The organism is Microcoleus sp. B3-D2 (genome assembly GCF_036705345.1).
Taxonomy (GTDB): domain Bacteria; phylum Cyanobacteriota; class Cyanobacteriia; order Cyanobacteriales; family Microcoleaceae; genus Microcoleus.
This window is the reverse complement of the sequence record NZ_JAUBUG010000172.1, coordinates 1-2,344: the sequence shown is the minus strand read 5'-3', so window position 1 is coordinate 2,344 and position 2,344 is coordinate 1. Positions and strand designations below refer to the sequence as shown.

Sequence of the window (2,344 nt, the reverse complement as noted above, 5' to 3'; positions counted from 1 at the left end):
TGACCAGGCTATAAAAGCAATGGTTAACTCGGCTGTGCAGACCCCATCTTTAATCCCTCAAGTTTAGACCTGAATCCTTACCTTAGAATAGCAAAGAGTAGGTCGATGAAGTCTGGCTAAATAAGGTCTGAGTCGAGTTTCTCCCTCAACTCGTGTCCTATATGTTTTCGAGATAACCCGGTCGCAATCGTTAATAAATTGATCCTAAACATAGCAGCCATCCATCACATAAAAAATATTCTCTTCTCCTAACTATTTTTCACAACTTCTAAAATTTCTCGGCACTTGTGTCTCCTAAAACGAATGCTAAAATGCCTATGGCTCTCTTGTTGCCGACCGTCCACAACAATTTTTTTAGCGCCAAAACAGGGAAGTTCATCTAACCCGTGCTACTTCGGGAAGTTCTTCATAATCCGGAGTATCAGGTAAAGAAAAAGCCCCTTGTTTAACCCTGTTAATAACTGTATTAGGATTAACTCCAGTTATTCTTTCAATAGCCCCAAATCCCTGACCATTGACGTACATTGTCAAGCATTGCTCCTTAATTGAGTCTTGGTATCTTTTGGCGAAATAAAATCTAAACAAATTGCTTTCCACAGTCACGCCACAAGTAGTTTTGTTTGCCGCGACTGTGACCATTTTTACAAACTTTGTTTGATCAATACTCCGGACACTTTTTAAAGAGGGATGCGATGCCTTCGGCAAGCAACGCTTACGCAATAAAGCACAGAAGCGAAAAAAGAGAGTGAACTCTGAACCCAAAATAAACAGAAAAAAAGGCACTCTTTTCGGTTAAGCTATAAAAACACACAAGCTCAACAGATTGCCTTAGGAATATTATGGAATCCATCTTACAACAAATGCCAGGGATTAGTCAACCCCAAAAGAAGTTTTTAATCACTTTATTCTCAACTATTTTGCTCGTCTATGGTAAAGTCAACTTCACGAATCTCAGTCGTTATAGTTGTTTGAGCGAAAAAACCTACCGTCGTCACTTTCTCAAAAGCTTTAACTTTCCACAATTTAATCAATATTTTCTCGAAAAAGCCTTAAATCCTGAACACACAGTCATTGCTGTTATTGATTGTTATTTTTTAAGAAAAAGTGGCAAAAAAACTGACGGTAAAGCTTATTTTTATAATGGTGTCGCTGGTAAATCGGAACAGGGGTTGGAAATTTCTGTTATTTCTATTGTCGAAATTGAGAGTCGTTTATCTTATAGCTTAAGCGTACAGCAAACTCCATCACGCCCTCAAATAAAGCCCGCGAAAAAACTGCCACAAAATCCGAAGAATTGCTGGTCAAAAAAAAGTTGCAAAAAACCGGACTCTCAAAGTTCAGAGTCTGACCTCACAAGAGTTGATGACTATGCACAACATTTGAAGAATACTCGTTATTTCTTCCCAAGTTTTGTACGTTATTTGGTGGCTGATGGCTACTACTACCGCTCTAAATTCTGGGAGGCTGTGCGGGAGTTAAATTTAAACTTTATTGGCAAGTTAAGAGTTGATGCTAACTTACGCTATCTCTATACAGGTGAACAAAAGAAACTGGGAGCTCCACGTAAATATGATGGTAAGGTTGACTGCCATGATTTGAGTCGTCTTAAGTTTGTTAAAGACCTAAAACCGGGAGTTTCATTATATACATTGGAGGTGGGTCGTTGTTGTTTAAATTGCCAAATTAGTTTGGCTTGTATCTCTGAAGTTCAAGCCAACGGAAAAATTAAAAATGCTTTATTATTTAGCACTGATATTCACTTGCCACCTGAGCAAATTCTTGAATATTATCAGGCTCGTTTTCAGATCGAATTTATTTTTCGTGATGCCAAGCAATTTACGGGATTGTCTGATTGTCAAGCTCGTCATTTACCGGGGCTTGATTTTCATTTTAATGCCAGTTTTATTGCCTTAAATTTAGCAAAACTTCAAATATCGAGTTGTCATTCATCTGCCAAGTCGTTTGTGTTTTCAATGGCCTCTTATAAACGTCTATAATTCAATAAGCATCTACTTTGTACCTTTATTGACAAGTTAGATTTAGACCCGGATTTGATTTTAAATCACCCTAACCTTCCTTCAGTCTTGTCTTATGGTACTCTGGCTGCTTAAAAACTGTCCGGAGTATTGTTTGATACAAGCGTGAATGCAGATCATCCCTGTATTATGCAACGCCGTAAGTCTTGCCAATTGCACCCATTTTTCAGTTGATAGAGAATTCTATTGAAGAGCTCTCGCTTTGTGCAGTTGCTCGGTCGAGTATGCTTCTAATACCAATTTCAAAAAGTAGTGCTACAATTAGTAAAGGAGATTTCTGTAAGTTAGTAGCCAAACAGAAGGAGGGA

The 2,344-nt window shown here is 38.2% G+C and carries 2 protein-coding genes; one reads left to right on the top strand and one right to left on the bottom strand.

Annotated elements, in window-relative coordinates:
- Positions 1-375 precede the first annotated feature (375 nt).
- The gene (locus QUB14_RS28470; protein WP_333221589.1) at positions 376-783 is read right to left on the bottom strand and encodes a hypothetical protein; all 408 of its coding nucleotides are present in this window, start codon (positions 781-783) and stop codon (positions 376-378) included.
- A gap of 56 nt (positions 784-839) precedes the next feature.
- On the opposite strand from QUB14_RS28470, the gene QUB14_RS28465 reads away from it, so the two are divergent.
- A complete protein-coding gene (locus QUB14_RS28465) occupies positions 840-1,997 on the top strand; it encodes a transposase (RefSeq protein WP_333221586.1) in 1,158 nt (385 codons plus the stop codon).
- Positions 1,998-2,344 lie beyond the last annotated feature (347 nt).